This window comes from Streptomyces sp. NPDC048211 (genome assembly GCF_043202315.1).
Lineage (GTDB): Bacteria > Actinomycetota > Actinomycetes > Streptomycetales > Streptomycetaceae > Streptomyces.
This window is the reverse complement of the sequence record NZ_JBIDAD010000003.1, coordinates 101,410-126,833: the sequence shown is the minus strand read 5'-3', so window position 1 is coordinate 126,833 and position 25,424 is coordinate 101,410. Positions and strand designations below refer to the sequence as shown.

Here is a 25,424-nt window from a genome sequence, read left to right as displayed (position 1 = left end):
GTGACACCGGCTTCTGAAGTACGGCTCCAGATGGTCAGTCCGTCGGCCGGGAGCGATGTCAGGCGGCGCGCTTGACGTGGCGGACCAGCCACATGAGCAAGGGGTCCAGATCGCTGGCCGCCGAGAGCACCCGTTCGAGCGCTACGGGGGTGTGCAGCCATTCCTCGCAGCCGAGAGAACGGGCGGCGATCAGTGAACGGTGGCGCAGCAGGTCCGCACGGGGGTGGTCGGCCGGATAGCCACGCGGGAGGCGTTTCATCATGTCCCCGGAGATCTCGTAGCCCCTATGGCGCACCTCCTCGACGATGGCTGACAGTTCGGAGCCGCTGCCCTCGGCGGCCACGGCCCTGCGGAACATGTCCACCTGGCCGGGATCGGGATACCACCAGGCGCCCTGGATCCGCAGGCCGTCCAGAGAGAACCGGAGCCCGAGCTCGATCTTGCGGCCGAGTCGGATCACCGCGCTCTGGTGCTGCCACCACCAGGAGCCGGTGCGGAAGTGCCACACCGAGAAGTCCTCGTACCGGGCGTCGAAGTCCGCGACCTCGTTGAGCAGGGCGATCATGGGCTGCCGGACCAGACGTTCACGGTCTGCGCGGTAGCGCTCCCTGGTGGCTTTGTTCGGTTCGCCCTGGAGTTGCCACAACACGTCCATGGCCTGTTCCGGCCAGCCGGTGAACTGTTCGCGCATGCGCGGAGAATAGCCCAGCCGGTCGTTCGCGAGAGCCGCGCGTGAAGAGCGTGGGACTGGTGCGGACGACCTGCGAGCGTTCTGCGGTGAGGCTTTTGAGAAGGAACTGGGCGCGCGGCATGCGAACAAGAAATGCTCGTACTGGCGTGCCATTGATTCGGGCGGGCGGCGGTCTGCTGGATGCCGTGGAATCAGGTGGGCTCCAGTCGGCGCGGTGCTGGGGCAGCAGGCAGATGACGTGCGGCGTGGTCGGTTCCTGTGCCTGCGGGACCTGGGTGACGGAACAGTCGCCGCCGGGCCCGGCCCGGCAGAGCTGGGCAACGCTGACGCTGGCGGGGGCAGGTGCGGGAGGGCGAGGCAGCGCTTCTGCGAGAAGTCGCGGACGGTCACTTTGATGAGGGCCGATCCTGCGCTTCGGGGCGGAAGATGATCGCAGGCCGGATGGAACGCACGCTCGAAGTACCATCCCTGCATGGTTGTCCGGCCGGTACTTCCCAACCTCCTCATGGGTGTAGTCGGACGGAGACATCTCTATGGAGAGGGCAGAGTGCGATGAGTGTGGCTGTGAGTTGGTCCCGTGTGATGAGTCTTCTTCGGGAGCACGCGCCGGCCGATCACGCGGATCTGCCAGGGCCCGCTACGGAGCAGATGCTCGCGGCAGCCGAGGAACGAATGGGGATCTCCCTGCATGGGGACCTGCGGACGTGGCTGTTGCAGAACGATCTGGATCTGCCGGAGGAAGACGTCGACGACGAAGTGGCATGCTGCGGCTTCGACGGGTTCCCCGACGAGGGAAGCTTCTTTCTGGGCATCCGGGCGATGGAGAGGCTCTACGCGAACCGTTCCAGGCCCGGTGGATTCGACCCTCCGGACCAGCCGGACAATCCGTTCTGGCGTAACGAGTGGATTCCGTTCCTGTCGGACCAGGACGGCTGGATGGGAAAGTTCATCGATGTGCGGGACGGACGCGTCGGCAAGTGGTTCGTGGGTGAGGTCACGGTCACGGGCGAGTACGAATCGATGGCCCAGTATTTCGATTCCGTAGCGGAGAAGTTGACGCAGATCACCGAGGGAAGCTACCCGGTCTGTCGGGTCACCGAAGGTCGACTTGTATGGTCGTGAGACGTTCCCAACTGGATGACGGCCATTGCCGATCCGTACTCACCCTGGAATGTCCATGGGATTCATCAGCGTTTGACGTTCCAGGGTAAGGACGGCTGCGGCGATGACGGTCATCCGGTTGGGGCTGCAGCGGGCCCGGAGGAGGAAGATCGAGCGCGCGATCAATCGCCTCAAGCGCCACCGGGCGGTCGCCACCCTGATCGGCGAACTCTCCGCCCGCTTCGAAGCCACAGTTCCTGTCGCCGCGATCGGAGAAGGTCCATGACGGGCGGAGCTACCGATGCTGCAGCCGGCGTTGGCCACGCCCTTGCGGAGATCACAGCCAACCGGCCCAGCCGAAAAGTCATGAGGTAAGCGCGTTTGGCCGCGGCCCACCCGTGGCGGCCGCCACCGACGACCGAGAAGACGGCAACGGCGAACCAGAACGCAACCGCTCCGCCAATGATCAGAGCCCATACGGTACCGCCGAGGGCGGCAAACGAGACCACGATGAAGATGGTTATGGCGAGCCCGGCATGGGCTCCGCCGATGGTCACACGGAACGTCTCGCGCACGATGTGACGGCCCTTGTCACCGCCTGCCGTGCAAGGTCATCGATGTCCACCAACGCAGGCGTGGAGGCGGCCGCTGACGAGCCACCGAGAGGCGGTTGTCGCGTATTCCTGTGAATGCGTCACCAAGCACAGAGATACGTGCACCAGGGAAGGACGCTGTGGCCAATGGACGTCACCCTGCGGTCATGGCGGTGGCAGGGCGATGAACCTCCAGGATGACCGCGGTGCCGGCCACCGTCCGGTCCTCGTGCATGGTGATCTGCTGGCCGGGCCGGACGTGCGTCCAGTGGGAAGGAGTGAGAGGCACGAGCCGAACCGTGGCTCGCCCGCCGGGCTCCAGACAGGGCACGTCCTCAACCCAGAGCCGGGCAATGCTGACCGCACGTCCACCGGTGGGCGAGAGGTGGCCGATGTCCCACATGGGCCGCAGAACACCGGCGCCGGAGAACGGCGTCGTGCGCCGCCCCTCGTTGGCAGGACGGAGCGTAAGATCCGCCCGGATCACGCCGTTGCGGATCTCGGAACACCGCCAATGACACCACGTGGCGCTGCGCTCCAGCCGGAGCTGCTCGGCCGCGTCAGCGAGCTTCTCCCAGAACGCCAGAGGGAGCGAGCGACCGTCCCCGAGCTCCTCCAGCAGGCCCAGGGCAATCTCCCACTCGTCGTGGACGAGGTAGTCCCAGATGTCCCGCACCGTGATGTCGTTCTCGGTGGCGGAGTCTTCCGGAACGAGCAGGGAAACGGATTCGAGCAGTTCAGGGACGTTCATGCGCTCATTGTCGGCCACGTGGATGCCAGGCTGCGCTTCCCCGGTCGGGATCCGGGCCGGCTGCACTGACCGGACAGGTCGCTGAACCGCGGCCGACTGACGAGCGCTTGACCTGTACCGGGGTCCAGGGGCGAGGCTCAAGGCATGAATGAGAGAGATGAACCGTTCGGCATCGCGGAGGTCTCGGCGTGGATCGGTCTGGCCCCCGATACATTGCGGTACTTCGAACGTCACGGGGTCGTACCGTCTCCACGGCGCGACAGCGCGGGGCGTCGCCAATACAGCACGGCCGACGTCGAGCTGATCCGCATGCTGATTCATCTCCGGGAGACAGGCATGCCGCTGGCCGATATCGCGCAGTTCACAGGCGCCGACGACAAAGTGGCTGATCCGGCCAGGCTCCGAGTGGAGTTGCTGACAGCTCATCGCCGTCGCGTCCACGACAGGCGCGAGGAACTGGACCGTGCGCTCGATGTCATCACTCGGAAGATCGCGGACTTCACTGAGCGGATCACGAGTCCGGCGGACCTTCTCGACCGACCGGACTGCACGATCGCCTTCGGCGTCCAGGGTGAGGGACCCCTGCTCTTCCTCGTCGGCGCACCGGCTGGGCGGGCCGGTTTCGCAGCGCTGGCGCATGAACTTGCCGACCGGTTTACCGTCGTCACCCACGACCCGCGTGGCATAGGGGCCAGCCGCGCCGTCCCAGGGATGGCTGCGCCCACGCCTGAGGTCCTTGCCGAGGACCTTGCCGCCCTCGTCGACAGGTTCACCGGGGAGCCCGCCCTGTTCGTCGGTACAAGCGGTGGCGCCGTTACGTTGCTGGAGCTGGGCAAGCAGCACCCTGACATGGTCGGCCGGGCCGTCCTGCATGAGCCGCCCCTCGTGTCTCTCCTGGACGACCCAGACCTGGCGGGCCGAGCCGCAGCAGCCTTCGCAGTCGCGGAGGCTGATCCTCAGCGGGCAGTGCAAGAGTTCTTTGACCTCAGCGCCGCGGCCCACCACACAGGACCGGATCAGACACCTCCCGCCCATATGGCGCTACCCGAGCTGCCGGGCAAGGAACTCGACAAGAACCGCTACTTCCTGGGGCGGATGGCGGGACCCACGGTCTTCTACGTCCCCGACACCGAGGCCATCCGACGCGTTTCGGTGACGCTGTGCGCCGGCTCGCTGAGCCATCACCAGATGGCGCGCCGGGCGACCCGAGCGCTTGCTGAACTTCTGGACCTACCTCTGATCGACATGCCCGGCAACCACCTCGGCGCAAGCGCCGAGCCGGCAGAGTTCGCCCATGTCCTCGGGCTCCTGCTCGAACCCTGAACACCATCCGCTCGCCCTTCCTGGGCCGAACGGCCCAGGAAGGGCTCAGACCGATCAAGACCGAAGACCCCCGCCCATGACCCAGCACGAGTCCCCGGAGATACCTCACGCCGGCCCCTCCGACCAGCACGCCGAAGAGGGTGAGGCTTCATCGAGCGAGACCGGTCTCCCTGTCCGCAGCAGCGATCTGGGCGTGGAAGCGCTTGTGGACCCAGTGACGCTCGCCAAGGATGCTCACCTGCCCCCAACGGCCGGAGACCGGACCGAGCCGGGTCTGCCGTGGCATCGTGCCCGCGAGACGCCGTGGGCCGGCGCCGCCGGACAGCTTGCCACTGTCCAACACGTAAATGGCGTCTTGGGTGACTGCCACGCAACGGTACTTGTTCACGAACATCGTCAGTCCGGTGAGATAGGTGACGACGAAGTACAAGAAGTTCGGCGCGCTCTGGCAGATGAACACCTGCCGGATCTCGATGTCAGCGGGCAGGAACGGTGCCGAGCGCCGTGCCAGGTCCGGTCTCGGATCGGGGCCTCGTTGACCGCTCTCATCAGGTCCGTCGACCAAGGTGACTCCCTTCCCCCTGCTGCGCATCCATCGCATGAAGTCACCGTATCGCCCTGGCGCGACGCTTCGTGTGGGGCCGGCGTGACGGGACCTCCGAGCCACCCACTGACGGGCGGTCAAGACAGCAGACTGCCGGCCGCGACCAGCACGAGCTTCCCGGCCGAGCACCATGCCAGAGGCTCTGAAGAGCACGTGCGGCGGCGAAAGCTCAGTGATGGGGGCAAGGCCTCCACGGTCCTTGTGCGGCAACGGCCGGACCGCTACCTGACAGCGGGTTCAGGGCCCAAGGGAGGGGGCGGCGGTACGGAGCGGCGGTACGGTTCCCCGACCGGTCCAGCCGCTCTGCGGTGTCTCCCGGCCCGAAGCAACTCTCGGGCGCTCATGATGAGGACGCAGAACGGCTGGTGCGCTGTGTGCGGTGCTGCCCGGTAGGCATGACAGCCGGCACAGCCGCGGTTCAGGAGCCGGCCACTATGGCTCCGAGGATCATCCCGCCGACCAGGCCCACGGCGCTGACCACGATGGCGGGAACGGCGAGGCGCTCGTGCCGGACCGTCTTGGCGACGATGGCCAGCACCAGGCCGACCACACCGAAGACGATGGGCAGGAAGACGAGTGAGACCACGCCCAGCACCATCGCGATGATGCTCAGTACGTTGCCGGTCGTAGCACTCGGGGGTGTGCCGTAGGGCTGCTGTCCGGTCGGATGATTGCCGTACTGGGTCGTCATGTGTCCACTCCTTCGTGATCACTCCGGGGCCGGCACGCGAATCGGACCGGTCTGAACCACGGGTACCCCGAAGTGCCTCTGGGACACGGGGACTTGCTTCGGTTCGGGTGCCGTGTGGCTTGGCCTTCGGTAGACACTCCCGCAGGCGGAGGGCCCGCGTTCGGCTTCGGTGCGGCCGGGAGCCTCTCCGGATATGCCAGCCCGGGACAGCCATGCCGAGGCGTGGGCCCTCGTACCGATCACTCCCGATCAGGCGGACGAGGGGTATCGAGCTGGCTGCTCATTCTTGGGCGATTGAACCTTATGTATCCACGTAAGCCGACTGCCCTGCGCGTGAATCTCACCGGAAGTGCAGCCCTGGTCACCGGCTCCACGCAGGGGGTCGGCGCGAACATCGCCGTCGGACTCGCTGGCGCGGGCGCCTGTGTAGCGGTCAACGGCCGCAGCAATCCGTACCAGTCGCAGTCGAGCGGTTGCGCGAACATTCGCCGGAGGTGGAATGCGTCGCCGCGCCGGGCGATCTCGCCCGGCGGTGTCGAAGAGTGCGTCTACGGGGTGGTCGACAAGGACTTCCGTGGGAAGAGGCGTATACACGCGTTCATACGAGCCCAGCGGCCGGAGTGACTGCCCGCGGCGATCTCCTCGCACCGGAGAAGATCGCTCATCTGGTGGTCCACCCGGTTGCCTCGTGCGCCGCGGTGACCAAGGGCGGCGGGCGGCCGTGCTCTGCGCGTGGACACCGGCTACGTGGATTCGATCCTGCCCCGGGACAGGTCGGCGAAGGTTCTGGCCGAGTCATCCCGTGCAGGTGGGGCGCCGGCCTGGGCGGACGACGCCTCGTCGGCCTGGCGCGCATCCGGGGACTTCGGGCAGGTGTCACCCATGGTCCCCGGATGTGTGGGCGCCCCTCAGGTCTGCGGACGGCTGCCGTGGTTTGCGCCGTTCTTACGGCGGGCCTTCTTCTTCCGACGTCGCTTCGAGGACATCAAACTCTCCCTGATCTGCATCGTTCGAATATTTCTGCTGGTTTGTCGCCTATGGCGATCACAGAGCCCCTACCCACTCGCGCGGGGAAAAACTCTTTCGGTACGTGCACCTGAGTGGTGTGACTCGCCGCGTTCGTCTTCACCCCCTCGACCTGCGGTCAGGATGTGTCCGACCTTCACGTGGTCGGCTGGGAGCGTCGTCGGCGCAACACCGCTTCGGTGACGTGCCGGGCGGGTGGGTTTCCCGGACCGAAAGTGTCCGGCCCAGCCTTGCGCGACGTGGATCCGTAGCAATATCGATGTCCCGTCGACTGGGCGGTCAAGGGGGCGGGCCGAACCCAGTGCCGTCTGCTCCGTCGCAGGTCAAGCGGGTCGGCGCACTCCGTCATCGTGCGCGAAGGGCACACAGCCACGATCCTGGACTGGTCGGCCAAGGGCACGACGGCTCGGCGGCCGAACCAGGCACGACTGGATGGAGGGCTCGCCATGGCGGGGAAAGAGAAGGAACTGTCCAAGGGCGACGATGTCACCTGGCGAAGCCATGGACATGACGTGGAAGGCTCCGTGACCCGGAAGGTGCAGGAGCGGGGCAAGGTGGCGGGCAGGACGGTGGACGCCTCCGAGGAAGACCCTCAGTACGAGGTACGCAGCGCCGGAACGGGCAAGAAGGCCGTCCACCGTCCGGAGGCACTGCGTAGGAGGAAGGGCAGGGACAGCGCATGAGCTCTCGGCGGACGAGCGCGCCAGGATGCGGTCGGTCACCGCAACCATGCCGGTGACACGAGCGCAGGAGCGCCGGCCAAGTGGCCCGGCGCCGAGCGTGCTCACGAAGTGGGGTGCGAGAACAGCGCAGGAGAGCCCACGGTCAGGTGTCGGGCCGACCGGCCGTCAGCTGCCGAGAATCCGCGAACTGCAGTTCGGTGATGCGTGCCTTGCCCCTCTGCGCAAGGTCATCGGGGCCGCTCGGCGGGTTCGAACACCACGCTCTCGACGGCGGGGGACAGGGCAGGTTCCGTAATATCGATGTCCGCTGGACCAACCGCGCATCGCGCGACTGCCGCTCCGGCGCGACATGGCAAACAGAGCGGACGAGCGGAAATCGCGGCTTGAGCACCCGCCTGCGTCGCATGGCCTGGATTGGACAGACACGCGTGAATCAGCAGCCGGCGGAAGACGGGTCGGGAGCGCCCCGACAGCTGCCGCTCTTCGGGTGGTCGGACTCGGTCCCGGAACGTGCGGCACAGCCGGCCTTCCGGGACGGGCCGGAGGCCCGCCGGATGCTCGACGTGCGAGAGATCTACGCGGAGCCGGCCGCTCTGGATTCCCCGCGGGGCCGGCAGATCGTGGCCCGGCTCCCGGAAGCGCGCGTGACCGAAGTCGAGAGCCACTGGCGCATTCCCGCGCTCCACGGCAACGACGGGAACATCGCCCGCTGGGCGCGTATCAAGACCGACACGCTTGTCCTCGGTGTGAAACACACGCTGCGGACACGCCCCAACGGCAGGTCGGCCGACTGGATCACCCCGGGCCCGTCCAACGGGTGTGCCATGGCCTGTGCCTACTGTTACGTCCCGCGCCGCAAGGGCTATGCCAACCCCATCACGATGTTCACCAACATCGAGGAGATCGTGGCCCATGTCCGCCGCCACGTGCGGGCCCAGGGCCGCAAAACGGAGCCCAACCAGTGCGATCCGCAGGCATGGGTCTACGACATCGGCGAGAACGGAGACTGTTCCGTCGACGCGCTGGTCTGCGACAACACGGCAGATCTCATCGCAGCCTTTCGCAGCCTGCCCTCGGCGAAGGCGTCCTTCGCGACAAAGTTCGTCAACCCCGACCTGCTCGCGCTCGACCCGCAGGGCCGCACCAGGGTGCGCTTCTCCCTCATGCCCCACCACGACGCCCGTCTGCTCGACATCCGAACCAGTTCGATCGACGAGCGGATCGCGGCAGCCACCGACTTCTTCGACGCCGGCTACGAGGTGCACTTCAATCTCTCGCCCGTAGTGTTGCGACCGGGATGGCAAATGGACTGGGCCGAACTGTTCACGCGGCTCGACGACGTCCTGCCCACCCGCGTGAAACGTCAGGCCGCTGCCGAGATCATCATGCTGACGCACAACGAGACGCTTCACGAGGTCAACCTGGGCTGGCACCCCCCGCGCCGAGGAGGTGCTGTGGCGGCCGGAGGCGCAGGAGACCAAGCGCTCGCAGAACGGAGCCGTCAACGTGCGCTACTCGCTGGCGGTCAAACAGGAAGCGCTGACCCGGCTTCGACGATTGCTGTCCACCCATGCGCCATGGCTGCAGGTCAGGTACGCCTTCTGAGCGAGGGTGCCGAGCCGTGCCGATCCTTGCCGAGCCGACCCGCGTGTGGCCTCCGCGCCTGCTGACGGCGCCTGTCACGTTGTCGTCGTTCGCTCCAGGGAGCACCTGGCCGGGCGCGGTCTCAGTAGCGCGCCTCCACGGGCGTCGCTGCCGAGTGTGCCGGCGGGCCGGAGCCGACGTCCCGGCCGTGAGTGCGCTGTGGTCGAAGACTGGCGGCCGACGTTTCGCTGCCGTCGGCAAGGGTTCCGTCGCCCGCCGAGGACCAGGAGTCATCCGTAGCCGAATATGCGCCCTATGAAGTAGGCGGCGAAGAAGATCGACCCCAGCAGGATCAGCCCTGCCCAGAACCTGGGGTGTTCCCAGATGCCTCCGTCCGCCGGTTGCTGATGGACCTCGCCTATGGAGCCCTCGGCCGGTGGCGTCTCGCCCGGAGGGTTCAGTGACATAGCCATACCTCCACCTTCTCTCCATCCCGTCACTCCCGCAGCGTGCGACGACGCGGCGGGCCGCCGGAAGCTGAGAGCCCGCTCCCGGGCGGAATCCCTTGCCCCGGGGACCTTGCCGTGCCGCCGGGCCCACCCGTTGTGACGCACTGTCGCTCATCGATAGGCGCAGAGTGCCCCGGGGTGCACGGGCGTCGGTGTACCGCCCATGCCACCACCGAACGCGGCTCTGCCCGCCGGTCGGCAGCCGTAGCACTGGCTGCGGCATCCGGTCAGGCAGCCGAACTGCTGCCCTGATCAGGCGCAATGCAGTGACGAGGTGAGGATTCGGGGATGCAGGGAAGGAGGTGCGGCAACCGATAGGAGGTTGCTGTGGAGGGCATGGATCTGGAACTGGGCGAACTGCTGGCCGCTGCGGAGGCCGCCCCGCCCGGTGAGTCCGTCGACGTGGTGGCTCATGACCTGCAGAAGCGTCTGGGGGCGCAGCGGGTGTCGTTCCTGTTCGTTGACCTGATAGGTGAGCGCCTGGTGCGCCTGACCGCGACCGGTGCCGCAGACGACCCTGCCGAGCCCATCGAGTTGCGGGGAAGTCTCTACGATCAGGTCCTGCAGAGTCAGCGCCAGCACGTCGAAGCCGCCGCGGACGGCGGCAGGCGGGTCATCACACCGGTCACCAACCGGGGCGACCGCATCGGCGTGCTGGAGGTGACGCTGCAGGCCGGGGGCGAGACCGCGCTCCGGCAGGTCCGCGAGGCCGCCCACGCGCTGGCCTACATCATCGTCACGGACCGCCGCTTCACCGATCTGTACCATCTGGGCCGGCGCACCACCCGGACCAGCCTGGCCGCGGAGATCCAGCACCAGTTGCTTCCGTCGGCCCCCTGCTGCGAGGCGGCCGAGTTCACGCTTGCCGCCGGGTTGATCCCGGCCGACGACATCGGTGGCGACACGTACGACTACACGCTGGACCGCAGCACTCTGCACCTGTCCATCACCGATGCGATGGGCCACGACACCGATTCCGCACTGTTGGCCACCTTGCTGGTCGGAGCGCTGCGGCAGGCCCGCCGCAGCGGTTGCGACGCCCTCAAGCAGGCGAGCCATGCCCACGAGGCCATGCTCAGTCACGGTCGTGGTCTCGCCACCGGGCAGTTGCTCTGTGTCGACCTCGACACGGGCCTGTGTGAGCTGGTCAACGCCGGTCACCCGCGCCCCCTTCGGCTGCGTGAGGGGGTCGTCGAAGAAGTCGCGCTCGCCGTCAATCTGCCCTTCGGTGTGATGGCCCCGACCGGCTATCGCCTGCAGCAACTCCACCTGCGTCCCGGAGACCGCTTGGTCTTGCTCACCGACGGAATGCAGGATCGCGATGCGGCCGCCGCCGATCTGCCCTCGGTGATTCGCGAAACCGGTACCCAGCATCCGCGGGAGGCCGTTCGGAGCCTGACCCGCACCGTGCTGGATGCCTGCCAGGGCAGCCTCAAGGACGACGCGACGGTCCTGATCCTGGACTGGCACGGCAATTCCCGGCGAAGACCCGCCCGGCAGCGGTGACCCACGCGAGCAGTTCGCTGGGCTTTCGAACTGGCCGGGGGCCCGGGGCGTGTGGTGAAGGTCCCGTCCGGCGCGCGGCGTCTGGCACGGCGCCTCGCCGCGTTGTCGGGGTCGCCCGAGTGCGTCCAGTACGCGGGCGGTCCTCCGCCTTGCGATGCACCGCACCGGACGCCGCGAGCCCCGCCCTCCCGGACGACACTACTTTCACCGCACGCCCTGGGGGCGGCCGTGGACCGACGCGGCGGCCCGCCCGCGCGGCCCCCGGCCCGCCGCGCCTGGAGGGCTGACCGGCCTTGCGTGAGCGACTGGCAGCCATCGGCCGTTCCTCGTCCTGCCCGACGCTCGCGGCTTTCCTTGCACCTGTCCCGCAGACATTCGGCGACTGGCTGTACGACCGCCGGACCGTGGCGCCGGAGGGCGGAGTGGACTCGCTGTACCCGTGCGTGGACGACGCCTTCTCGTCGCGATGGGCCAACCATCGACCGGCACGCCCGGGTGGCCGGCCATGCGCGCATTCGCTCGTCGCTCGCTCACCGGGAGCAAGCGAACACCCGCGCGACATTGCGTAGTCCCGCGGGCCGGGACGGTCAGCCGGTGGAGGTGGGCCCCCGGCCCGGGGGCACGGTGACCTCCACGGTGGAGGTGACCCGGACCACCGCCGGGACGCGGGGCGCCGACCCGAACCCGAACGTGACCGGTGGGTCGACGGGAGCGAGTCCTCCGAGAGGGCGACCGTCCAGGATCGCGGTCGCGGCCCGGACACGGTGCAGGTCCCGGGCCCCGTACCACTCGCGACGGTCCGGGCCCGCGCTCCCCAGCGTGCGCACACCGGGCAGCAGACGGGCCGGTACGTCGCACAGCGCGGCCCAGGTGCGGCTGCGGGCCAGGGGTGCCGGCACCGCGCACAGCAACAGCCCCAGGGCGGTCCGGGAACCGGTGACCACGTCGAGCACCAGCGGCCCCGCTCCGACGTACCAACGGGTCCCCTCACGCCTCACGTCCACCGGGACCACCTCCACGCGCTCGAATACGTAGGTGTCCGCGACGAATTCGGCGATCCTGCGGGAGGGGGCCAGCAGGCAGCGCTCTCCGTCCGGGTGCTCGATCATGACGTCGCTGAACGCCCCGAACGGGGACCGCGGCCAATGTCCCCACACGAGCCGCGTCCCCGAGGTCGTGCCGACAGCCCCGATCCATCCGTCGAAGTGCAATCGCTCCTGTGCCATGGCCGACAGTCTGGCCCGCCCGCCCTGGATTGACCGGTAACGCCGCCGTACGCCGAACACCGCTCCGGAGCGGCCTCGTACGGTTCAAAGCGGTCTTCGGCCTCCGGGCTGCGGCCGTCACGCCACGCCTGGGACGCCCGGGTGATCGACGCGACCACGCCGAGGTCGAGGAGCCATGCGCCGCCCACATCGCTGAACCATTGGATGTCCAGCGCGACACGGGACGGTACGTACGGGGCGGCAGGCCGGCGGCAGGCCGGCGGCAGGATGCCGAGCGGGGCCCGATCAGCTCAGCAGCCAGATGCCCACCCCGCCCAGGAGGAGCAGGAGGCAGATGGTGAGGTTCGTGCGCCAGTACGTCAGGAGGATCGCGACGAACTCGCGGATCATCGCGCTGGGCCAGAAGTACGAGGCAGTGGGTGACCCGACCACCTGGCCTCGGACTCCCGTCCGGCGGGCGGTCACCGCGGCGCGGAAGACGTGGTAGTTGTTCGTGACGACCACACACCGGTAGTCGGGATGCGCCTTCTCCATGATGGATCTGCTGAACCTCAGGTTCTCCTCTGTCGTCGTGGAGCGGTCCTCACGCTCGATCAGGGCAGCCGGGAACCCGCGCTCGATCAGGTAGTCGGCCATCGCGTGCGACTCCGGCAGGCTTTCGTCCGGGCCCTGTCCGCCGGAGGCGAGGAGCACGGGCTGCCGGCCTCGCGCCGCCAGCCTCGTATGAACGGCTCGGGCCCGCTCCAGGCGGCTGGCCAGCAGCGGCGACACCGTGACGCCGTTGATGAGGCCGGCGCCGAGGACCACCACGTAGTCGGCCTTGCGATGGATGTGGAGACGTCCGTAGAGGAAGGCGTACGCGATGAAACAGAGGAACAGGAAGGCGATGTAACCGGCCAGCGCCAGGACTGTGCCTGTCACCACCATCAGGGTTTCGTTCTTCAGGGTCAGTGCTGTGGTCATCAGGGCGAGAAGGGCCACCAGGGCAAGCCCTGCCAACAGGGACAGGAGGTTGGCAGGGCTTCTGCCCTCCTTGCGCACCATGGTCACGCCGTTCGAGATCAAGAACCACGCCAGGATGACGATGCCCACCGACACCAGAAGGAACAGCACCACGCCGATCTCCCTCCCCGTCGCGGGTTGCGAGCGGGCGAGTTCTGTGAGCCAGGCGGCTGCGGCGAGGACGAACGAGAGACCGAGGAGGACGGCGTTGCTGAAACGGCGGCGCTCGCGGAGCGTGCCGACACAGAAGGCGAGGAAGATCAAGAACGCCGGGACGTAGGCCAACATGCCGACATGCTAGGCGGCTGGGAGCTGGGCCCGCGGGTGCCCCGGCAAGGACGGATCGCCGACGCGGAAGTCCGGGAGCACACGTGGGCCGCTGCTCTCGTGGGGGAGGACAGGCTGTCGCCCGGGCTGGAACGGGTAGGGGTAAGCAACATGAGGCTGATGAGCGAAGGCGAGCGGCAGCCGGCGTCGGGCCGGTGGAAGACGTATGCGGCCACCGCTGCGGGGGTGACGGTGGCGGCGGCCCTCGGTGGCCGGGCGGTCGCGCCGGACACCCGCTGGTACCGGTCCTTGTCCAAGCCGCCCTGGCAACCGCCTGCCTGGGCCTTCGGAGCCGTCTGGACCCCGCTCTACGCGAGCATCGCCTGGGCCGGTGGCCGGGCTCTCCTGGCGGCCCGCCCGGAGGAGCGCAGGGTGCTGGCGGTGAGTCTCGGCACGAACCTCGCAGCGAACACGGCGTGGAACTGGCTGTTCTTCCGCATGCGCAGTACACAGGCCGGGCTGGTGGGGACCGTTCTGCTCGACGTGAGCAACGCCGAGTTCATCGGCCGCGTCGCGAAGGCTGACCGCACGGCCGCTCTCGCGCTGACCCCGTACGCCGCTTGGTGCGGGTTCGCCACGCTCCTGAATGCCGACATCAGGCGCCGGAACATGCGCTGATCAGGCGGTGGTCACTCAGGGCCGGTCGAAGCGGAGCCGTGCGGGAAGCGGGATGAGCCGGGGTGTGAACCAGCAGCACAGCGCATTGACATGTCCAGGTCGAATCGCGATGCTGTGGGGGCGCTCTTCCATCGATGTAAACACCGCCGCCGACTCGCGCGTCACAGCGGAGGCCGACCATGGAACGGGACCTATGAATCTCACCCGCCTTCTTTCCCGCGCCGCCGCCGTTGCGCTCTCCGGTGTTCTCGCTGTCGTCATGACGCTGTCGTCCGCCGAGCAGGCCCAGGCGGAACAGACCATCAGGGCAGCGGATCCGAGTGTGATCCGGGTCGGCAGTACCTATGTGTCGGTGCAGTCGGCCGGTGGCGGGATCGCCGTACGGCAGGCGCCCTCGACGGGTGCGCTGGCGTCGGCGACCCCTCGGCAGGTGTGGTCGGACTCGGCCGGGCGCGGGGAGGTCTGGGCTCCGGAGATCGTCACGGACGGCGGTCGCTACTACATCTACTTCTCGGCCGGCCGTGGGTCTGCCCACCGGATGTACGTCATCAGCTCCGCGAGCCCCGACAGCGGTTACACCGGCGAGAGTCAGCTCGCCCTGCCGGACAACAAATGGGCCATCGACGGGACCCTGTTCACCTTCGGCGGGCAGCGCTGGTTCGTCTGGTCCGGCTGGGCAGGCGACACCAACGTCGAGCAGAACCTCTACATAGCGCGGATGAGTAGCCCCACCGCGCCGACCGGGGCGCGCCACGTCATCTCGCAGCCGCGGGAGAGCTGGGAGCGAGTCGTGGGCAACCCGTTCATCAACGAGGGCCCCGAGGCCATCAAGGATCCGAACGGGCAGTTGCACATCACGTACTCCGCCAACGGCAGCTGGAGCGACCAGTACTGCGTGGCCGACCTTCGGCTGCGGGCCGGCGGCGACCCCACGTACGTCTGGGACTGGTACAAGTCGAACGGCTGCCTGTTCGGCTCCAGCCGCGCGACGATGATGTCCGGCTGGGATCCGACGCTGTACGTCAACGGTCCCGGCCATCACAGCTTCGTCCTGCTCAACGGGGACATCAACACCAGTCCGCCCGCAGGCCCCAGGTTCCCCCTGATGTTCCACGCCGTACCGAAGGGAACGCCCTACGCCTGGGAGAACCGCTACTGGTACACGGGCACGTTCGCCTGGTGGGGCAACACCACCTACAGCCGCGCCAACGTCCCCGGCCCGACTGCCGACACGGGCTGGAGCCTCAAGTTCTTCGAGTAGGGAGGCGGACTGCGGCCGAGATGACCTGCCGAGCCGATGCGTCGGCCAGGAGGATCGGGAGGGACGGTCGCCGGGGCAAGGCGCGGGATGCGTGCGCGGCCGCGGCCACGGAGGCTCCGGCGCCGGCCATCCGCTGAGACACGGACCGCCGAAGGCACCACCGCCCTGGCCGTCAGCCCGGACGGCACGCTTTCTGCTGCTGCGGACGGCACGGGCGGTGTCACGCAGTGGGACGGGTCGACCCATGGCGAGCAGGACCGGCGAGTCCGCGCCCGCAGGAACGGTTCATTCGCCCGTGGTGTCCTCGGCCTCGGCCTCCCAGCGGAGCAGGTCGCCCGGCTGGCATTCGAGCACCTCGCAGAGCGCGGCGAGCGTCGTGAAGCGCACCGCCTTGGCGCGGCCGTTCTTGAGTACCGCCAGGTTGGCGGGCGTGATCCCGATGTGCTCCGCCAGCTCGCCCACGGACATCTTGCGTCTGGCCAGCATCACGTCGATATCGACGGCGATCGGCATCAGATCACCTCGTTCAACTCGGCCTGCATCTGTGCCGCTTCGACATCACGTGTGACGGCCTGGGCGAGCAGTATCCGCAGCACGAGCACGATGAGCGCGACGCCCAGGATGGCCACGCCGATTCCGCCCATGATGAGGGTGACGCCGGGGTCGTCCCGCTGGCCGGGGGCATTGACGGCCGTCACCGCGAACCACACGAGCGCTGCTGCGACGATCGCGCCGATGATGCCGTCCACGTGCCGGAAGGCGGCGTGGGAGAAAACGGTTCCGCGTCGCACCATCGTGACCAGTCGCCATACGCAGACCAGCGCGAACTGGGCCGTGCCGATGCCCAGGATCGTGATCACGCGCAGCGGGGTCAGCGGGAGCGACCCGTCCTCCGGATCGTTTCCGCTGACCAACGCCCACACCATCAATGCCTGCACGAACACGGTGCCGGTGAGCACCACCACGAGGACGGCGCGCAGCGAGCGCACTGCCAGCTTTCCCATGACTCATCCTTCCATCGATCTACGATGGAAATCTATCGAATTTCGATAGGCGAGGCAAGGGTTGCTCGTAGCCTCGACCAGCGGCGTTCACTGTCGGCCGCTCGCGTCGCACGGCGCGCGGCCGACACCGAGCAGGCCCGCTGAGAAATGACCGTCTTCGAGCGCACGGGTGATCTTCCAACGCGCCTGGAGGGCATGGTGACGGTGGTGTAATCGTGGGGGTTCGAGGACAACACTCGGCGCTTGTGCCTGGCGGCAAGGGGGTTGAGGGTGTTCTGCGTGTTGTTCACGACATGCGCCGCGGAGAACTGCGGCACGGTGGCAGCCTGGCCCGCCGGCGGGCAAGAGCGGGCGTGGTGGGCTACTGCGGGTGCTGCAGGCGCGGAGCCGGCGGCAGTGGGGCAGGCGCTTCTGTCGCTGGTTCGGCGCGGAATGCCTTGATCACGTAGGCGGCGAAGCGGCGCGAAGCCGCGAGCCGGGCGGCAGGCGGCGCGTCCTGGACGCACCTGTGAGCCATGAGCATCAGGACCAGGTCGTCGACCACGAAGCCGGAGTGCAGCTGGCCCGTCTCCTGAGCGCGACGGGCCAGTTCGGCGACCGCGTGTACAGTCCGCTCCCGGTCGGCGGCGAAGTCCACGGCTTCCGGAAAGGCCGTCATGAAGGCGTCGGCGAATCCGCGGCTGTGCGCGTGGAGTTCGCAGATCCGCTCGATCAGGCTCCGGAATCCATGCCAGGAATCCGAGTCTGCGAGGGCGTCGCGGATGGCTGCATGGCAGGCTCGCCGCTGCGCGGCGAAGGTTTCCAGGACCAGTGCCTGCTTGGTCGGGAAGTGCCGGTACAGCGTGGCGGGGCCGATGCCTGCGTGCCGGGCGACCTCGCGCATGGGCGCACCCAGCCCCTTCTCGCCGAACACCGTACGGGCGGCGTCCAGGATGCGGGCCCGGTTGTCGCGGGCGTCGGAACGGGAAGGGTGAGACAAACGGCCGGTCATGGTCTCTCGTTTCAGTCAAACGGACGGGGGCGTCCGTTACGTTCCGATGGTGGTCATGCCGCGCGTCCCGGAACCTCACTCACGCTGCCTCGCTCGGTGGGGCGGGGCTCGCCGCCCACGCTCGCAGACGCTGCGCCCCGTACGTTCACCGACCCGAGGAGTAGAGATGAAAGCCGTCGTGATCAGGGAGTTCGGAAACCCCGACGGTCTGGAAGTCGTCGACCTGCCCGAGCCCGTGCCTGCCCCCGGGCAGGTGCTGATCGCCACGGAAGCCGCCGGGGTGGGCGGCGTGGACGCCGTGATCCGCCGCGGAATACTCGCTGCCTACGGCTTTCAGGAGGGCCATCTCCTCGGCAGCGAGGTCGCGGGACGCGTCACCGCGGTGGGAGGGGGCGTGGACACCTCATGGATCGGTCGGCGGGTGTGGGCGTTCACCGGGGTGTCCGGTGGTTACGCCGAGATGGCTGTCGCCGCGGTCGAGGAACTCCTGCCCTTGCCGGACGGCCTGAGCGGCACCGACGCGGTGGCTCTGGGAGGCTCCGGCGTGGTCGCTCACTTCGCTCTGCGACACGCCCGTTTCACGCCCGGTGAAAGCGTGCTCGTGCGCGGCGCGGCGGGCAGCATCGGGATCACAGCGGTCCAGCTCGCAGTCAGGGGCGGCGCGGCCGCGGTGGCGGTCACCACCTCATCGGCGGAGCGCGGCGCCCGACTCGGAGACCTGGGCGCGACCCACATCCTCGACCGCTCCGGCGAGGGCGCCGGCCCCAACGCACCGTCGGGCTTCGACGTGGTGATCGATGTCGTGGGAGGTCCCCGGCTTCCCGCTTTCCTGGACCGGCTGAATTCCAACGGGCGGTTCGTGTCCGTCGGTGTGGTCGGCGGGCAACCGCCGGCAGACTTCGGCATGCGGCTGCTGGACGCCTTCCGCCGGTCCCTGTCGTTCGCCACCTTCAGCTCCGACACGGTGCCCATCCTCGACAGGCAGGCCGTGCGGTCGGCTCAGTTCGCCGATGCCGCTCACGGGAGGCTGCGCACAGTCGTGCACGAGGTGCTGCCGCTGGACCAAGCGGTGCTGGCTCACCGGATGATGGACGCGGGAGAGGTGTTCGGCAGGGTTGTACTGGCCCCCTGAGCCAGGGGAGGGAGGCCCGGTCGACGGAACAGGACCCGCTTCCGGCGATCTTTCCGACCATCCTTCTCTTCCTCGCCCGAGCAGAAGGGGCGGTCGGTGGCGCTCCGGTCGATCGCCAGGAGGTGCCGTGTGTCACGAACCCTGCGGGTCCATTGCGGACTGCGGTTGCGAGGTCGGGGTGTGGGCGGCAAACCTCGACCGCCTCGGCGACGCAGGTGTAGACGTGAGGCGCCATCGAACCGGGTCGCGAGCCGGAAGGCAGAACTCGGCATCCTCACTGAGGCCGACACTGGCATGTTCGCCACGAAGCCGTAACCGGCCGAGCCTCGATGTGGCTTCGGCATGTCAAACAGCAGCAGGACGGCTGCCGGTGCTCGTGACGGGGGACGTCGGCGCCGGAGAACCAAGCACCCGCGGAGGTGACCCGCCTTGAGCCGCCGCCGGCCCGCATGCGGGCGGCCCCGTCCCCGGAACGCCAGGTGCCGGAGGGCGCCCCCATCGAGACCCATGACCGGGAGAAAAGCCGCTGTGAGGGGTGGGAGTCGACGTCTCTGCCCTCGGTCCATGACCTGGAACGAGTCCAGCGGCATCGTTGGCCGGACCTTCGGTAGCCGGCGGCACGCCGATGCGCAGACTGCGCGTACCGGCGGCTCACGGCGAAGTGGCCCGACGCTGCCTGCGGCCGCTCCTGGAACCGATGTCCGCGCCGCCGCACCCCGCGAACCGCCGCCGATCCGGATGTCGCTACTGACGCGACCGGCCTGACGTCCTTCGCGAGGGTGCGGGGCGCGGAAGAGCCGTGGTGGGCCCGACAGCGGACTCCGTGGTGCTCGCTGACGCAGCGTCGGGCGTCAGTCGAGGCCTTCGATGATGCGGAAGTCGCGCTCGACGGCGTCCGCGAGCGTGGCCAGCGCCTCCTGGTAGGCCGGACTCGCGTGTGCCGCGACCGCCTGGTCGAAGCTGTCGAACTCGATCAGAATCGTGCGCTCGGCGATGCCGGCGTCGTGTGCGACGACCCTGCCGCCACGGGAGAGGACCCGTCCGCCCCCGGCCTGGACCGCCGGACGGGCCAGCCTGTCGTAGGCAGCCAGCTTCTCGGGGTCGGTGATGGTGCGGTACGAGCTGACCCAATAGCCCTTGGCCATGAGACCTCCACTGTTCGCGACTTCCTTTGTCTGACTTCGCATGCACACTTCATGGTCTTTCAAGATCAATCGATGCTCAGAAGCATGCTCGGATCCATGGCCGGCGCGCTGTGGGTCAGCGAACCGACAGAGATGGCGTCGACACCTGTTTCCGCGACCGCGCGCAGGTCGTCCAAGGTGATCGTGCCCGATGCATCCAGCCTGATCTCGGAGGTGGGTACCAGCTCGCGTCGAAGGCGGACGGCCTCGGCCAACTGCGGAACCGTCATGTTGGCGAGCATGATCCACGACGGCTCGGCCTGCAGTGCTTCGCGAACCTGAGCAATCGTGGCCACCTCCACTTCGATGGCCACGGCCCTTCCCTCCGATGCCATGTTCTCGCGGATGCTGTCGACGGCACTGGTGACACCGTGGTCACGGTCACTGTTCCTGGAGTGGGGGAAGGAGGGTCGGAGGGAATTCCGCTGCGGCTGTGGCACGAACCGCGAGGGAACGGTCGGGGCGCATGGTGACGATCAAGTGGCGCTGCCAGGTGGCGTCCTTGCGGTCGTCGTGGTCCTCGCGCCAGTGGCAGCCACGTGTCTCCTCGCGGCTCTGCGCGGCGGCGACCAGGGCGCGGGCCACGCACAGGAGGTTCGTCGCCTCCCAGGACTCGACGCCGGGGACCGCAGGCTTGCGGCCGTCGGGGGTTTCGGCGTCGGCGTCCGCCCTGATCGATTCGAGACGCGCGGCAGCCTCGGCGAGGCTCGACGACGAGCGGACCACTCCGGCTCCCCTCGTCATGATGCGCTGGATCGCGAGGCGGGACTCGGGAGCCAGGAGCGGGAGCGTGCTGCCCTTGGGGGCCTCCGGTTCGGGGCGGTTGTGGGACGTCGCCGTGATGTGTTGCGCGATGCGTTCCGCGATTCGTTCCGCGAAGACCAAGCCCTCCAGAAGAGAGTTGGAAGCGAGGCGGTTGGCGCCGTGGACTCCGTTGCACGCCACCTCGCCGCAGGCATAGAGGCCGGGGACGGTGGTGCGGCCGTGCAGGTCGGTGCGTACGCCGCCCGCTGCGTGATGAGCTGCCGGGAAGACGGGGATCGGCTCCTTGACCGGGTCAATGCCATGGTTGCGGCAGGCGGCGAAGATCGTGGGAAAGCGGGTCTGCCACATCTCGCTGCCGAAGTGGCGGGCGTCCAGGTACATGTGCTCGGTGCCATGGAGCTGCATCTGGCGGGTGACGGCCTTGGCGACGATGTCGCGGGGGGCCAGTTCGGCAAGTTCGTGCTGTCCCAGCATGAAGCGGGTACCGGTCGCGTCGACCAGGTGCGCGCCCTCGCCCCGTACCGCCTCGGAGACCAGAGGCTGTCGCCCCTCGGAGCCGGAGCCCAGAAAGAGGACGGTGGGGTGGAACTGGACGAATTCAAGGTCGGAGACCTCTGCGCCGGCGCGCAGTGCGAGCGCCACGCCGTCGCCCGTAGAGACGGAGGGGTTGGTCGTCGCGGAGTAGACCTGGCCCATTCCGCCGGTGGCCAGCACGACGGCGGGTGCGCGGACCGCGCCGACTCCGTCGTGCTGGCCCTCGCCCATGACGTGCAGGGTCACGCCTGCCGCGCGGCCCTCGATATCCGTCAACAGGTCGAGAACCAGGGCGTTTTCGATCGTTCGAAGGGCCGCGGCCCGCACCGCCTCGACCAGTGCGCGGGAGACTTCCGCCCCCGTGGCGTCGCCGCCCGCGTGGACGACGCGGCGTCGGTGGTGGCCGCCCTCACGGGTGAGGTGGAGGTCGCCCTCGGGTGAGGTGTCGAAGTGGACTCCGGTGTCGATCAGCCTCTGTACGGCGTCAGGGCCCTCGGTGACCAGGGCACGGACCGCGTTCTCGTCGCAGAGCCCGGCCCCGGCGACCAGCGTGTCGTCCAGATGCTGCTGAGGGGTGTCGCCCTCGCCCTGGGCTGACGCGATGCCGCCCTGGGCCCAGCGCGTGGAGCCGTCACCCAGGCCGGTCTTCGTGACGACGACGGTGCGCAGGCCGGCCGCCTCGCAGCGCAGGGCCGCGGTGAGACCTGCCACGCCGGATCCGACGACCACGACGTCCGCGTCGATCGACCAGCCCGGGGCCGGTGCGTGCAGGCGCAGGCCGGCTGTGGTTCCCGTTCCTGCGGCGGACACGGTCACTGGGAGCCCCCGGAGGTGAGTGGGGTGTGCGCGGCATCGCGGGTGGTGCCGGCCCGTGCGGCCACCCGGAGTTCCTCCTCGCCGCCGTGGCCGTCGGGGGCCTCGGTGAAGTCGGAGAAGCGTGGCGCGCCGGGCTCTCGCGGTAGGCGTGCGGTGCGCGCTGCGAAGCTGACGGCGTGGTACCACCCGCACAACAGCAGCAGGTCGAGCAGTTGGAGGTCATCGAAGACCGAGGCCAGCCGTGCCCACAACGCGTCATCGATGTCGGAACGCTCATGCAACATGTCGACAGCGAGGATGAGCAGCCGTTCCGGCTCGGAAGTCCAGCACGAATCACCCGGACCGCCGTACGCCAGTGACGTCGCCTGCTCGCGGGTGAGTTCGACCCGCTCGGCGAACGTCATCATGTGCACGCCCCACTCGTACTCGCAGCCGCACCGCGCGCACGTCCGGTCGATGACGATCTCGCGTTCCCGCGTGGTCAGCGTCAGCTGCCGGCCCAACTCGTAGCGGCCCCACCCGTGCATGGCGCCGGCCATCGAGAGGTTGCGGACGAACATCCGGAACAGTCCGATCGGTTGGGCGTCCCCGGGCATCATGCGCGCGAGCAGCTCGCCGGCCCGGTCGCTGTACGGCGGTTCCAGCAGGGCTATCCGAGACATCGGTTCTCCCATCGAGTTCGTTTCGAAATCAGAAACGCCGAGTGGATGCTAATGTTTCTAATAACGAAACGCAAGGAGGGCCATGTCGGTACCACGCCCAGGGATACCGGTACGTGGATCGACGACCGGCCGCCCTCTCATGGCCGCGTTGGACCTGTTCGGCCGACGGTGGGCCCTGCGCATTCTCTGGGAGCTGCGCCCGGGGCCACTCGGCGCCCGCGCGCTGCTGGCGCGGTGCGAGGGGCTGTCATCCAGCGTCCTCTACCAGCGCCTCCGTGAACTCACATCGAGCGGGATCATCACCTCCTCGGCCGACGGCTACGAGCTCACCCGGCTGGGAACAGAACTCAGTGGCGCCTTCAGCCGGCTCGACGAGTGGGCGATCACCTGGGCACAGGAGCTGGAACGCAACGCTCAGGAGTCCACGGAGACCTAGAGGTCACGTCCGGCCAGGTGGAGCCGTGCTGCGCCCGTAAGTCGGAGTTCCCGCGGGAATCGCTCGCCATTGAGAACACGGGCCGGCCCGACCGGCCCGACCGGCTCGTCCTCGGCTTCGCGGCCGAGTGCATCTGGGCATGAGTCATTCCTGCGGCAAGAGTCTTCGACCGCGCCCGCCTCTGATCAATCGTGGGGATCAGGGGGCGTCCCCGTGGCCGTGAGGCGGGCGGCGTAGCCCGGTTGTGCCTTGCACGCCGCGGGGCCGGCGGATTCGGCGTCCTGGGCCGTGCGCAAGTGGAGAGCCGCGCTCTGTTGGAGGGCGGTGGGGTGGGGTGCGGGCGAGCGTGTGGTTGCCGATCGGCGTGCTCGGCTCGGGGCTGTCGCGGGAACCCGCGCGGCTCGTGTCCCAGTGTCCGGGGCCGTTCCCCAAGCGCTGGCGGCGCGGGGGAGTACGGTCGAGAATGATCCGGCGCACAGTCAAGGGGGCTCCGTGCAAAGGAGGTTGGTATGCGGGGGACGCTGCTCGGGGGACGGTACCGGCTGGGTGAGCCGCTCGGTTCCGGAGGCATGGGCACCGTCTGGCGGGCCACGGACACCTATCGCCAGCGCCGGGTCGCGGTGAAGACGGTGACGGGTCTGGCCGAAGGGGCGACCTCGGAGCCGGCCAGCCGGTTCCGCCGCGAGATCCAGGTCGCCTCCCTGCTGCGCAACCCGCACATCGTGGAGACGCACGACGCAGGGGAGGCGGTCGTGGACGGGCGCCCGGTGCTCTATCTGGTGATGGAGGAGATCCCCGGGGAGCCGTTGAACCGGGTGCTCGCCGCACGAAGACCCTCGCTGTCCGAGGTCGCCAGGTGGGGCGGAGAGATCTGCGAGGCGCTCGCGGCCATGCACGGTGCGGGAATCGTGCACCGGGACCTGAAGCCGGCGAACGTGATGATCGGCCCCGACGGGCATGTGACCGTGCTGGACTTCGGCATCGCCCGACTCGACGCCACCGGCCTCGACCTGACGACACTCACCCGCACAGGCCACGTCCTCGGCACCGTCGCCTTCATGTCCCCGGAGCAGGCGGGCGGCGGAGGCGCAGTCGACGCACGCAGCGATCTCTACTCCCTGGGCTGCCTCCTGTACGCCACGCTCACAGGCAGGCCGCCCTTCTCCGACGGGCCCTGGCAGGTCATTCTGCGGCAGCACATGGACGAGGCGCCCGACGCGCCGGGCCTGCGCAGGGACGGACTTCCGCCCGCATGGGACGCCTTGCTGCTGGAACTCCTCGCCAAGCGGCCGGAGCGCCGGCCGCCGAGCGCGGCGGCGGTGCGGGAGCGGCTCGCGGACCTTCCGCTGCCGAGGTCCGTCCCGCCCGAGGACGCGCCGCCCGAGCACGCCGTGCCCGAGGAGCCGCCCTCGACGGCTCGCGCTCCCGGTGCCAGCTCCGGTCCCGGCGGCGCCACCGTCGTCGGTCTGGACGAGGCCATGACGGAACGGATGACGCCCGACGGCTCGACGCCGGGCACGGAGGCCGGGATGGGACACGCTTCACCGGGCACCGTGACCGACGACGCGGTGACGTCCGGCCTGAGGGCCGCGGACACCGTGACGCGTGAAGCGGCGGGAGGGGACGGTGCGCGCGGGACTGTCCACGGTCGGGCGGCGGCTGCCCACCATCCGCCCACCAGGCTCCCGCCCGAGACCCTGGCACCGACCCGACTGCTGTCGGGGGACGTGATCTCCCGTGGCCTGACCTGGGGGAGGCTCCTCGCCGTCTTCGCCGGTGTGGTGGTACTGCTCGTCGGGCTGGTGGCGATCGTCCTGATCGCCTCGGGACGTGAAGCCGGCCAGTCCGTGGGCACCTCAGGTCTGATCGTGGTCGGCGGCTTCGGTGCCTTCGTCGCGCTCGGTGTCCTGTCGGGCGTGTACGGCGTGTACGTCGAGGTGTGGCGGCCCCGACGGCTGGAGCGGCGGTTCAGAGTGCGGTCCTGGGCGGACGAACGGCGGGAGGCCTTCCAGGTCGTCGACCGGGCGATGCGGCGGGGCCGGCTGATCGAGGTCTGCTTCGCGCCCGAGGGCGGGGGATACCTCTTCCTGGTCGTCGTCCCGAACCGCTTCGTCGACGGCGGCCTGGTCGGAACGACGCAGTCGGGAGAGGAGCTCCTGCTTCCCGACGCCCAGATGGTGACGGTCAAGGCCGTCCGGGAGGGTGCCTGACGGCGTTTCCTTCCCGCCCGGTCGGTTCCTGGACAGGCGCGCGGACCGGTTACCTCCGCCGGGAGTAACGGCTCGCTTCACGGCCACCACACGTCAGTCAACGGCACACACGAACAACGATTGAACTGATGGGAACGGCACCGCCGTCAGTCGGTCGGCCCAGTACGGATCCGCTGAGAGTCCCGCACGAGCGT

General features: G+C 68.8%; 25 protein-coding genes and 1 pseudogene. 11 read left to right on the top strand and 15 right to left on the bottom strand.

All coding sequences use genetic code 11. The features are described 5' to 3' along the window. Positions 1-58: 58 nt before the first annotated feature. Positions 59-691, bottom strand: coding sequence for a DUF2461 family protein (locus tag ACGFZA_RS13440; RefSeq protein WP_393678991.1), 633 nt, complete (start codon positions 689-691; stop codon positions 59-61). 552 nt (positions 692-1,243) lie between these two features. Here ACGFZA_RS13440 and ACGFZA_RS13435 point away from each other — a divergent pair. Then, entirely contained in the window at positions 1,244-1,813 is a 570-nt protein-coding gene (locus ACGFZA_RS13435; protein WP_393678990.1) for an SMI1/KNR4 family protein, read from the top strand. A 103-nt stretch (positions 1,814-1,916) separates the two neighbouring features. Then, positions 1,917-2,078 (top strand): hypothetical protein, encoded by a 162-nt coding sequence (locus tag ACGFZA_RS13430; RefSeq protein WP_385272390.1) that lies wholly within the window; start codon positions 1,917-1,919, stop codon positions 2,076-2,078. Between the two features lie 461 nt (positions 2,079-2,539). On the opposite strand, the gene ACGFZA_RS13425 is transcribed toward ACGFZA_RS13430, so the two are convergent. Next, a complete protein-coding gene (locus ACGFZA_RS13425) occupies positions 2,540-3,136 on the bottom strand; it encodes a hypothetical protein (protein WP_393678989.1) in 597 nt (198 codons plus the stop codon). 144 nt (positions 3,137-3,280) lie between these two features. Between ACGFZA_RS13425 and ACGFZA_RS13420 the strand changes: the two genes are divergently transcribed. Next, entirely contained in the window at positions 3,281-4,459 is a 1,179-nt protein-coding gene (locus tag ACGFZA_RS13420; RefSeq protein WP_393678988.1) for an alpha/beta fold hydrolase, read from the top strand. A gap of 148 nt (positions 4,460-4,607) precedes the next feature. Here the strand turns inward: ACGFZA_RS13420 and ACGFZA_RS13415 are convergent, their stop codons facing one another. From ACGFZA_RS13415 to ACGFZA_RS13405, 3 genes are all read right to left on the bottom strand, one after another. Next, the gene (locus tag ACGFZA_RS13415) at positions 4,608-5,024 is read right to left on the bottom strand and encodes a hypothetical protein (RefSeq protein ID WP_385272401.1); all 417 of its coding nucleotides are present in this window, start codon (positions 5,022-5,024) and stop codon (positions 4,608-4,610) included. A 457-nt stretch (positions 5,025-5,481) separates the two neighbouring features. Beyond that, positions 5,482-5,754 carry a hypothetical protein gene (locus ACGFZA_RS13410; protein ID WP_385272404.1) on the bottom strand — a complete coding sequence of 91 codons (273 nt, stop codon included), beginning with the start codon at positions 5,752-5,754 and terminating at the stop codon, positions 5,482-5,484. Between the two features lie 908 nt (positions 5,755-6,662). Continuing rightward, complete coding sequence (locus ACGFZA_RS13405) at positions 6,663-6,740, bottom strand: 50S ribosomal protein bL37 (RefSeq protein ID WP_371604899.1); 78 nt, start codon at positions 6,738-6,740, stop codon at positions 6,663-6,665. A gap of 486 nt (positions 6,741-7,226) precedes the next feature. On the opposite strand from ACGFZA_RS13405, the gene ACGFZA_RS13400 reads away from it, so the two are divergent. Beyond that, positions 7,227-7,463 carry a DUF2945 domain-containing protein gene (locus ACGFZA_RS13400; protein WP_385272408.1) on the top strand — a complete coding sequence of 79 codons (237 nt, stop codon included), beginning with the start codon at positions 7,227-7,229 and terminating at the stop codon, positions 7,461-7,463. 404 nt (positions 7,464-7,867) lie between these two features. After that, positions 7,868-9,068, top strand: a pseudogene (locus ACGFZA_RS13395) (spore photoproduct lyase family protein). A 269-nt stretch (positions 9,069-9,337) separates the two neighbouring features. On the opposite strand, the gene ACGFZA_RS13390 reads toward ACGFZA_RS13395, so the two are convergent. Continuing rightward, positions 9,338-9,547 carry a DUF6480 family protein gene (locus tag ACGFZA_RS13390; protein ID WP_393678987.1) on the bottom strand — a complete coding sequence of 70 codons (210 nt, stop codon included), beginning with the start codon at positions 9,545-9,547 and terminating at the stop codon, positions 9,338-9,340. 336 nt (positions 9,548-9,883) lie between these two features. Here ACGFZA_RS13390 and ACGFZA_RS13385 point away from each other — a divergent pair, with 336 nt between their 5' ends. Beyond that, positions 9,884-11,062: a PP2C family protein-serine/threonine phosphatase gene (locus ACGFZA_RS13385; protein WP_385272414.1), complete on the top strand. Its 1,179-nt coding sequence runs from the start codon at positions 9,884-9,886 to the stop codon at positions 11,060-11,062. A gap of 587 nt (positions 11,063-11,649) precedes the next feature. Here ACGFZA_RS13385 and ACGFZA_RS13380 read toward each other — a convergent pair. Both ACGFZA_RS13380 and ACGFZA_RS13375 read right to left on the bottom strand, forming a co-directional pair. After that, complete coding sequence (locus ACGFZA_RS13380) at positions 11,650-12,288, bottom strand: hypothetical protein (protein ID WP_385272416.1); 639 nt, start codon at positions 12,286-12,288, stop codon at positions 11,650-11,652. A gap of 285 nt (positions 12,289-12,573) precedes the next feature. After that, positions 12,574-13,578, bottom strand: a complete 1,005-nt coding sequence (locus ACGFZA_RS13375) for a YdcF family protein (RefSeq protein WP_393678986.1) — start codon at positions 13,576-13,578, stop codon at positions 12,574-12,576. Positions 13,579-13,737: 159 nt separating this feature from the next. On the opposite strand from ACGFZA_RS13375, the gene ACGFZA_RS13370 reads away from it, so the two are divergent. Further along, positions 13,738-14,235 (top strand): TspO/MBR family protein, encoded by a 498-nt coding sequence (locus ACGFZA_RS13370; protein ID WP_393678985.1) that lies wholly within the window; start codon positions 13,738-13,740, stop codon positions 14,233-14,235. A gap of 193 nt (positions 14,236-14,428) precedes the next feature. Beyond that, positions 14,429-15,496 carry a glycoside hydrolase family 43 protein gene (locus tag ACGFZA_RS13365; protein ID WP_393678984.1) on the top strand — a complete coding sequence of 356 codons (1,068 nt, stop codon included), beginning with the start codon at positions 14,429-14,431 and terminating at the stop codon, positions 15,494-15,496. Positions 15,497-15,781: 285 nt separating this feature from the next. Here the strand turns inward: ACGFZA_RS13365 and ACGFZA_RS13360 are convergent, their stop codons facing one another. The 3 genes from ACGFZA_RS13360 to ACGFZA_RS13350 all read right to left on the bottom strand — a co-directional run bounded on the left by ACGFZA_RS13360 (position 15,782) and on the right by ACGFZA_RS13350 (position 17,491). After that, on the bottom strand, positions 15,782-16,009 hold the full coding sequence (locus ACGFZA_RS13360; protein ID WP_385272428.1) for a helix-turn-helix domain-containing protein: 228 nt from the start codon (positions 16,007-16,009) through the stop codon (positions 15,782-15,784). Next, the gene (locus ACGFZA_RS13355; RefSeq protein WP_385272431.1) at positions 16,009-16,500 is read right to left on the bottom strand and encodes a DUF2975 domain-containing protein; all 492 of its coding nucleotides are present in this window, start codon (positions 16,498-16,500) and stop codon (positions 16,009-16,011) included. Before ACGFZA_RS13355 ends, ACGFZA_RS13360 begins: the two co-directional genes overlap by 1 nt. A 361-nt stretch (positions 16,501-16,861) precedes the next feature. Continuing rightward, positions 16,862-17,491, bottom strand: coding sequence for a TetR/AcrR family transcriptional regulator (locus tag ACGFZA_RS13350; protein ID WP_393678983.1), 630 nt, complete (start codon positions 17,489-17,491; stop codon positions 16,862-16,864). A 166-nt stretch (positions 17,492-17,657) separates the two neighbouring features. Here ACGFZA_RS13350 and ACGFZA_RS13345 point away from each other — a divergent pair, with 166 nt between their 5' ends. Then, entirely contained in the window at positions 17,658-18,623 is a 966-nt protein-coding gene (locus tag ACGFZA_RS13345) for a zinc-binding dehydrogenase (RefSeq protein WP_385272437.1), read from the top strand. An 851-nt stretch (positions 18,624-19,474) separates the two neighbouring features. Here ACGFZA_RS13345 and ACGFZA_RS13340 read toward each other — a convergent pair. The 4 genes from ACGFZA_RS13340 to ACGFZA_RS13325 form a co-directional block, all read right to left on the bottom strand. Then, entirely contained in the window at positions 19,475-19,768 is a 294-nt protein-coding gene (locus tag ACGFZA_RS13340; protein WP_385272440.1) for a DUF1330 domain-containing protein, read from the bottom strand. 65 nt (positions 19,769-19,833) lie between these two features. After that, positions 19,834-20,247, bottom strand: coding sequence for a nicotinate-nucleotide diphosphorylase (locus ACGFZA_RS13335; RefSeq protein WP_393678982.1), 414 nt, complete (start codon positions 20,245-20,247; stop codon positions 19,834-19,836). Further along, complete coding sequence (locus ACGFZA_RS13330; protein WP_393678981.1) at positions 20,189-21,916, bottom strand: L-aspartate oxidase; 1,728 nt, start codon at positions 21,914-21,916, stop codon at positions 20,189-20,191. The genes ACGFZA_RS13335 and ACGFZA_RS13330 overlap by 59 nt, the downstream gene beginning before the upstream one ends. 2 nt (positions 21,917-21,918) lie before the next feature. Continuing rightward, the gene (locus ACGFZA_RS13325) at positions 21,919-22,584 is read right to left on the bottom strand and encodes a carboxymuconolactone decarboxylase family protein (RefSeq protein ID WP_393678980.1); all 666 of its coding nucleotides are present in this window, start codon (positions 22,582-22,584) and stop codon (positions 21,919-21,921) included. Between the two features lie 139 nt (positions 22,585-22,723). Between ACGFZA_RS13325 and ACGFZA_RS13320 the strand changes: the two genes are divergently transcribed. Beyond that, on the top strand, positions 22,724-23,020 hold the full coding sequence (locus tag ACGFZA_RS13320) for a winged helix-turn-helix transcriptional regulator (RefSeq protein ID WP_393679678.1): 297 nt from the start codon (positions 22,724-22,726) through the stop codon (positions 23,018-23,020). A 509-nt stretch (positions 23,021-23,529) separates the two neighbouring features. Continuing rightward, positions 23,530-25,230 carry a protein kinase gene (locus tag ACGFZA_RS13315; protein ID WP_393678979.1) on the top strand — a complete coding sequence of 567 codons (1,701 nt, stop codon included), beginning with the start codon at positions 23,530-23,532 and terminating at the stop codon, positions 25,228-25,230. Positions 25,231-25,424: the final 194 nt, after the last annotated feature.